Origin of the sequence: Marinobacter sp., from assembly GCF_041686475.1 — a bacterium.
GTDB lineage: Bacteria > Pseudomonadota > Gammaproteobacteria > Pseudomonadales > Oleiphilaceae > Marinobacter.
Window position 1 is genome coordinate 1 of record NZ_JAWLDU010000085.1, and the last position, 7,515, is coordinate 7,515.

Genomic DNA, 7,515 nt, shown 5'->3' on the forward strand with positions numbered 1-7,515 from the left:
TCGGACCCAGTTCTCATCATATTCCCTGGCGGCGATGTCGCTTGTCTTTTTCTGGTGGCCAATGGCAGAACTGATTCCCATTTCGGCCGTCAGTTGGTAGTCCAGCCCCAGGGACAGCCCGAACAGGTCGTCTTCGGAATCATCCTCTTCAAAAGTCCGGCGCTCGTAACCGGCGTCGGTAAACCAGGAAAGCAGCACCGTCACAGGCCGGGAATACCGCAGGTCAATTCCTGTTTGTTCTTCACGGTTGTCGGTCTCAATGAAATCGCTTCGGCTGGCCGACAGTTGCGCCGTAAACGATGCGCCGTCGCTGAAGCGGGTATTGTATCCGGCACGTAAGGCTGTGACTTCTACCGCTGCCGTTTCTGTGAGGTTGAAATTGAAGTCATCAAGCTCGATGCCCAGGCTGGAGGTCTGGTCCGTTAACCGGCGGTTGGCGTTGAGCGTAAATTCGCTGCTGGGGTTGATTTCGCGCACCAGGTTAAAGGTGCCGGTTAAGCCATCGCTGGAGGATTTACGGCTGCCCAAACGGGTTTCAAGCTGGTTTACGCCAAGGGAGCCGCTGACACGGGTGGTTGCCCAGGTTTGGCTGAAGGTTGCACTGACGGATTCACGGTCCAGCTCCTCTTCGGTGTCCAGTTCCGTTCGTTCCGCGTTGGCGGAAAGCCCGCCCTGCAAGGTGTCACTGAAGCTGTGGTTATAGGCAGCTGAGGCGGTCACACGGTTGCTGTCAGGCTCTTCCGGTTCCTCAAATTCGGTGTTTTCGTAGGCAGCGGTAAACTGGAGTTGGTCTACCTGGGTCAGCCGCATGGTATAAACCGGGCCGGTGCGGAACACGTTTTTACGGGTCTGGTTATCCCGGGTTGCGGCCTGGCGGGTATCCTGGGTGACCTGGCTGATCCGGTCGGAAGCCTGCCAGACCAGGCTTTCAGTCAGCTCGCACTGGCCAGCCAGGCTGCCGTTGGTATAAATCTCCGAATCGAAGGTGTCCTGATGCCAGTAGCCGTAACCGAGCCCCATGTCCACCGAGGATGTGCAACGCCCCGGATCGCTGAGGTACTGGTAATTCAGGTCGACACGGGTTTCCAGGTCGCTTTCCGCGTTATCTGCCACACGGCGCGAATTATCGGAGTACCGGTTATCAATACCCCCGGAAAGGCTGCTGGTGTCGGCATGCACCGGGCCGACACCGGCCAGTAACACACCCGCACCGATGGCGCTAATGCAACGGATCTTCCGTGATCGGTAACGCTCATCCATTGATTACCGCTCCTACAAACTTTTCCGGGTCAAAGGCCTGGGCCGCGCTTTCGATCGCCGTGGCGGTTGCCCGGGCGTGTGGCACCACCAGCATCGAGTAGTCACAAAGGTCGCCGAGTATGCGTGCGTCGGGTGAATCACTGATGGGTGCGGTGTCCAGTACAATGAAGCGGTCCGGGTAGCGGCGGCGGATTGCCTGCAGAAACTGCTTCATGCGGAAGGAGGTGAAAAATTCGGCGCCGTTCTCCCTCTGGCTGCCGGCGGGCACCAGGCGCAGGCGGGGGATTCCGGTGGGGTATATGATCTTGCCTATGTCGTAATCCGAGTCTTCCAGAAAATCCGTCAGGCCGGATTCCGCCGCGAGGTCCAGCTGCGAATGCAGTGACGGACTTCGCAGATTGCAGTCAATAATCAGTGCAGTTTTGGACTGGTCAAATGCAAAAGCCGCTGCCAGGTTCAGTGCCATGAATGACGCACCGGCGCCCTCGCAGGCCCCGCTGACGACCATTGTAAAATTATTACCGCCCGACAGCTCCAGCAGCTTGGTGCGCAGATGGCGGAAGCGATTGACCAGCGCCCGGTTTTTGGACTCCGGATAGATGATACGGCGCTCATCCAGATCATCGGGCGTGAGCCTGCGGGGCTCCTGCATTTTGACAATCTGCTTGCTGATCACATATTTGTCGACCGCGCCAGGCCCCAGCTCAAGGGAACTGGGCACCAGCATCCTTGAGTCTTCCCAGTCCGAGTAGGCCGCCGAGTCGTGCTGTGATGCTCTCTCTGCACTGTCGGAATCCCGCCGCCAGACCTCTTTCTGGGCGTCCTCGCTGTCTTTCCCAGATCGCCGGTTGCCGCTTCGGTCACGACGCTCCGCGTCAAAGGTTGCATCCAGCGTATCGTCTTCAACCCCTTGTGATGAGTCAGAGCCACCCTGCTTATACTTCGCCATCAAAGAACTCCCATGAGTGCAGCACCTGCAATACCAATGTATGCGACTACTGCCGTGACCGCACAGACAGAAATGAGGACGGTTACCCAGCGTTCCCGTCGCTTCTCGTAGGGTGTTCTTACCCGCGGCACTTCCGCGAGCACCGGTAACCCTATTGCGTTTTCCAGCTGTTCCCGGGCTCTGACTCTGGGATCAATCTGGAGCAAGCCAGCAATCGCTCCGAACGGTGCCAGAACACCCAGGAAGAGCCCGGCAAAGGCAAAGGTGGAAAACTGCATATCGGCAGGCGACGTCGGGAACTGTGCCGACTCGTATATCTCGAAATTGAGCCCCTGACCCTCGACGTCCAGGTGCATGGAAACCCGTGCTTTCTCCCTGCGCTTGAGAAGATCGTTGTAGATCTGGGTATTGACGTCCATGTCCCGGGTAATTTCTGCATACTGGGTTTTGTTTGCCTGGATTCGCTCCATCCGTTGTTCCTGCTCGTCGATCAGGCGGTTGAGCGAGTTGATGCGGGAGATGGAGGTCTGCAGGTCAGCCTCGGTTTTGGACAGTGACGCGCGGATATCCTGGTAGATCGGGTTGACGACATCTTCGCCAGAGACAACCTGATTGCCCGAATCCCCCTCTTCAACTGCCCGTTGCCGCTGCTTGCGCAGCTCTTCGATCTGCTCCTTGAGGATGACAATATCGGGGTAAGAATCGTGATACCTCAGCCGCAGGTCGTCGAGCTGCGATTCCATATCGCTGATGCGCTGCTGGAATGCATCGGAGGTTCTGCCCTGGCGAAGCGTGGGATCGATCGTGCTTAACTGGTCCTGCAGGGAGCGCACCCTGGATTCCAGTTCCGATTTTTCCATCTCTGCCAGCTCAAGCTGCGACTTGAGATTGTTCATGCGGGAACTGGCTTCGCCTTCGGTGCCTTCTTTATTTTCTGATAGAAAGTTTTCCAGCCGTTGTTCGACATCCGCCAACTGGCGCTCGTAACTTTTTACCTGTTTGTCGATGAAATCGTAGGCGCTTCGGCTTTCACTGCGCTTTCTCTCGGAGCTTTCCGCGATAAACAGCTGGCCCATTTTCTGGGCGACACGGAATGCCTCTATCGGCTTCTCTGACCGGTAGGAAATTGAAAAATAACGCCCGCCGGCCGGCCTGACGTCCATATTGCCCCTTAGCGTCATGATGCGTGACTCGAGCTCCTCGTCATCGATGTTGCGAGCATCATCGCCGTAAACATCGGTGTCCTTTGCGATTTGCGTGAGCACATCCCTGCTTGAAAGGGTTTGTTTGGCGGCGGAGCTTTGCTCACTTATTTTTGTGGTGACCGCACTCCCTTCCATCAGGGGCACGATAATATTCTGGTCATCCACAAAAATCGTCACTTCTGACCTGTATTGATAGGGCCAGATGAAGCCGGTGGCGAGCACCGCGAAACTCACCAGCGCGAACACGAAGAACACGAGCCACTTGCGTGAGCGAACTTCCCTGAGAATTTCAATCGGTAAGCTAGACAGAGGAAGTGCCATTTCAACCACCCAAAGTTTATTCAGCGATTAACACAAGACTCCTGACAGGACGCCAGCGTCAGAAGTTTCGTTCCGGAACAGCAAGGATATCGCCGGGCCGCAACGAATAATTGGTACTGATATCCCCTTTTTCCAGGATATCGTCCAAACGCACGGGAATAGCGACGACTTCGCTGTTCAGGGGCCTGTAGAGCATGGCGTTGTTGGGCGCAGCGAACGGAGTGGCCCCGCCGGCGCTGAGGAACATGTCAAGCACCGTCATTCCTGCCTGGTGTGGCACGGAAACAGGGCTCTCCACCGCGCCGGTGACGCGAACACGGTCCATGTACTCGTAGCTGCCCATGTTGGTCACCACAACGCTGACCTGCGGCTCCCTGATAAAGCCGGAAAGGCTGGATTCGATATCATCGGCAAGGTCTTCCGGGGTGCGTCCTGTCGCCTGCACGTCACCGACTAGGGGAACGGAGATTTTGCCGTCCGGTCGCACCGGCACGGAGATGCTCAGGTCTTCGTTTCGCCAGACAGACACTCGCACGACATCGGTTGCGCCGAGAATGTACTGGTCGACGCTATTAACCGTATCCAGTTCAAGTGCCTGCTCAATTTTGTCGTTGGAGGATGGGGAGTTTGATGCGCAGCCTGCAACAAAAGCTACCGCCGCCAGGGGCAGCAGAAGCGCCCGCAGTGAATACTTCGATGACATTGTCATTCCTCTCTGGTTCCGTGTCTGTTTCCGTGTCTCGGGGAGAGCCTGTCCCGAAACTACCTTGATCCTTTCTTGAACAATACCACTTCTACTGTCTGAATTATAATCAATAAATCCAGGAGCAAGCTCTGATTTTTGATGTAATACAGGTCGTAGCGGAGTTTTTCCCGCGTATCCTCTTCGTTATCGGCATAAGCGAAACAAAGTTGAGCCCAGCCGGTCAATCCCGGCTTGACCCGGTGGCGCTCGCTGTAGAAGGGAATTCTCTCGGAGAGCTGCTCTACGAACACCGGGCGCTCCGGCCGCGGACCAACAAAGGCCATGGTGCCGTTTAACACGTTGAAAATCTGCGGCAGTTCGTCGATCCGCACCTTGCGTATGAATTCTCCAACCTTTGTCACCCGGGCATCATTCTGGCTGGCCCACACAGCGCCGTTTTTTTCAGCATCGGTGATCATTGAGCGGAATTTGTGCACTCTGAAAATTCGGCCGTTGAGCCCCACCCTCTCCTGACTGTATAACACCGGCGCTTTCAGGCCGTCTTCGATTTTGATGGCGATGGCGGTCAGTATCATAAGAGGCAGGCCTGCCAGAAGCAGCATTGTTGCCGCCACTATGTCCAGAGAACGCTTACCGAATCCGAACACGGACGACACGGTAAAACCGTCCGAGAACACCAGCCAGCCGCGGGTGACCATTTCCAGCGCCACCTTGCGGGACTCACGCTCGTAGAAGTTGACGCCGTCGATAATCTTTACGCCTTCCATCTTGCATTCCAGAAGGTCTTCCATGGGCAGACCCTTACGGCGGTCGTCCACCGCGACTACAATTTCATTGACTGGATTTTTGACAATGTGTTGCTGAAGTGTGCCGGTTAATTCCAGCAGGTGATCGCTGGTGATTTCGATCGGCTCGTCCGGGAGGGGCACAAAGCCGGTAAGAATGAAGCCCTTGCGGTTGAAGGGTGTTCTCAGGTCTTCGTCAATTTGCCTGGCCCGGAAGCCGGCGCCAAGCACGAGCACTTTGCGCTTGAAGGTTTCCTTGCCAACCGTGGCGAAAAACAGTGAGCGAACAATACCCAGGAGGAAAAACCCGAACACAGACCCGGTCGTCAGCACGCTGCTGGAGCCGATATACCACAGCCATTCAGTTGAAAGCAGATAAGTGAAGCCACACAGAGGGACGCTGACGATCAATGCCATGATGGTGCGAAGCATCATCCCGGACATGCCCTCTTCAAGGCGGGACTGGTGAACCCCGATGGCGATCATAACCAGAAGGTTCAGTGCCGCGAAGACCACTGCGGACGGAAGGATAAACGCAAAATTATCGAGAAAAAGCGGGATATCGCCAAAATATCGGAAGAAGACCGCGATCGACAATGCGACAACCAGAACCGCGAAATCAATCAGTCCAAGAATGACATAAGGTAGGTGAATGTAATGCCTGAACAACCTGACGTGGGCCACGCCGACTCCTTGTACTACGTGCGATTTAAAGCATCCGATGCATCACACAGCATATTACGGTAAGACCCGCTGCTGTGACAACTGGAGATGCCCCGGGCAGTCGCCCGCGGGCTGGATCATTGTGTCGCAATTTGAACGTCGATTATCTTTACAGTCTTTGGAATACCATTTTTGCAAACATTTCCAGATAACTGATAATAAAAGCCTTTTTTTATTGGCACAAACCCTGCATTATCATCGAGCGAAGGGTTGCCATTGAGGCAGGAAGTAATCAAGAAGTAATGATCAGGAACGATCGAAGCCAAGGGAGATCTTGAAATGAACAATTTATCAAAAGCGGTTCTGGGTGTTGCGATTTCTGCGATGGCAACATCGGCAGGCGCCGCAATTATAAAGTTTGAGGCGGCTGGTGGTGATGGTACAGCTGGTATGCAAGCTGCGAACGACGCCCGCAATAACTTTGACAACGGCACTTACAACCAAGTGACTGAAACCTTTGACGAACCGGGGGAATTCGTAGCTTCAAATCCTGTGACAACGGAAAATGGGGTTGATCTTGACGCTTATGACTCGTCCAATCAGCAGGAGAGCTGGGTTGTGGCGCAGGAGAGCTTCAACACGCGTGTTGGCACCATTACCAATGTCCGGGAGGACGGCACCGCCGACGAAACCGATCCCGCTACAGACAAGCTGATGATCGAAAACGAGGACACCGGGGAATTTGGCCGTGACGCGAACCTTGATGGCCAGTGGCTCGATAGCAATGATGCTGAAATCGTCGAATGGGACATTGACGATGGCAATGGCGGCAAGTTCAATGCACTGGGCTTTTTCCTCTCCGATGCAAACGACCAGGGCGCAAGCCTGGAAATCACCTTTGCAGACGGTCTGAGCAAGACTCTGAACCTTAATGAAGCCCTTGGCGAGCCAACCAACGAAAGGCTTGGTGACGGCAACATTGCCTGGATCACTCTGTATTCCGATGTGTTCTTTGACAGCGCCACGCTGACGTTCGACAACGGTGTGAACGAGAATGACGGATGGGGCATCGATGACATGACCATCGCAAGGGTTCCGGAACCCGGAACGCTCGCCCTGCTGGGTCTCGGCCTCGCCGGTCTCTCGCTGACCCGTCGTCGCCGTAGCTGATCAATACATTTTGATCGGATAAGCACGGGCAGCTCAGCCAGAGGCTAGACTTAAACGCGAGTGAGAGAGCTTCTGGTGCTGCCAGCAAAATGCCCCGGACATTGTCCGGGGCATTTTTTTATACAAACTGGGGTCTGACCCCAGGACATTTGAGCTGACCAAATGCATTGGGGTCTGACCCCGGATTCCTCTTGCTGACTTCAGGGTCAATTATGTCGGCAAAATTTACAGTTAAGTTTAAAAGGCGCCACCTGACTATTTTAACCTCATGAATAATTTATTTTTTTAATTATGGTACGAATTTCGCTTTATCTGTCTCGAAGCAGTCCCAAAAGACGTTAAGAAACGTCATAAAAAACTTTTGGAGAAGTAGATATGAGTATCAGGACGAATTTCGCCATAGTCGCGCTCACTCTGGGTTTACCAGCTTTTGCAACCGCGATGCCGATAGTTTCC

General features: G+C 54.6%; 6 protein-coding genes. 1 reads left to right on the forward strand and 5 read right to left on the reverse strand.

The window, feature by feature from the left end; all coding sequences use genetic code 11:
- The 5 genes from ACESMB_RS13850 to ACESMB_RS13870 form a co-directional block, all read right to left on the reverse strand.
- The coding region (locus ACESMB_RS13850) for a hypothetical protein (protein WP_372971853.1) at positions 1-1,260 on the reverse strand (1,260 nt) is incomplete at its 3' end.
- The gene (locus ACESMB_RS13855; RefSeq protein WP_372971854.1) at positions 1,253-2,209 is read right to left on the reverse strand and encodes a polysaccharide biosynthesis protein; all 957 of its coding nucleotides are present in this window, start codon (positions 2,207-2,209) and stop codon (positions 1,253-1,255) included. The genes ACESMB_RS13855 and ACESMB_RS13850, both read right to left, overlap by 8 nt.
- On the reverse strand, positions 2,209-3,735 hold the full coding sequence (locus tag ACESMB_RS13860; RefSeq protein WP_372971855.1) for an XrtA system polysaccharide chain length determinant: 1,527 nt from the start codon (positions 3,733-3,735) through the stop codon (positions 2,209-2,211). The genes ACESMB_RS13855 and ACESMB_RS13860 overlap by 1 nt, the downstream gene beginning before the upstream one ends.
- 58 nt (positions 3,736-3,793) lie before the next feature.
- Positions 3,794-4,438 (reverse strand): XrtA/PEP-CTERM system exopolysaccharide export protein, encoded by a 645-nt coding sequence (locus tag ACESMB_RS13865; protein ID WP_372971856.1) that lies wholly within the window; start codon positions 4,436-4,438, stop codon positions 3,794-3,796.
- 59 nt (positions 4,439-4,497) lie between these two features.
- A complete protein-coding gene (locus ACESMB_RS13870; RefSeq protein WP_372971857.1) occupies positions 4,498-5,910 on the reverse strand; it encodes a TIGR03013 family XrtA/PEP-CTERM system glycosyltransferase in 1,413 nt (470 codons plus the stop codon).
- A gap of 318 nt (positions 5,911-6,228) precedes the next feature.
- Here ACESMB_RS13870 and ACESMB_RS13875 point away from each other — a divergent pair, with 318 nt between their 5' ends.
- The gene (locus ACESMB_RS13875; protein WP_372971858.1) at positions 6,229-7,059 is read left to right on the forward strand and encodes a PEP-CTERM sorting domain-containing protein; all 831 of its coding nucleotides are present in this window, start codon (positions 6,229-6,231) and stop codon (positions 7,057-7,059) included.
- Positions 7,060-7,515 lie beyond the last annotated feature (456 nt).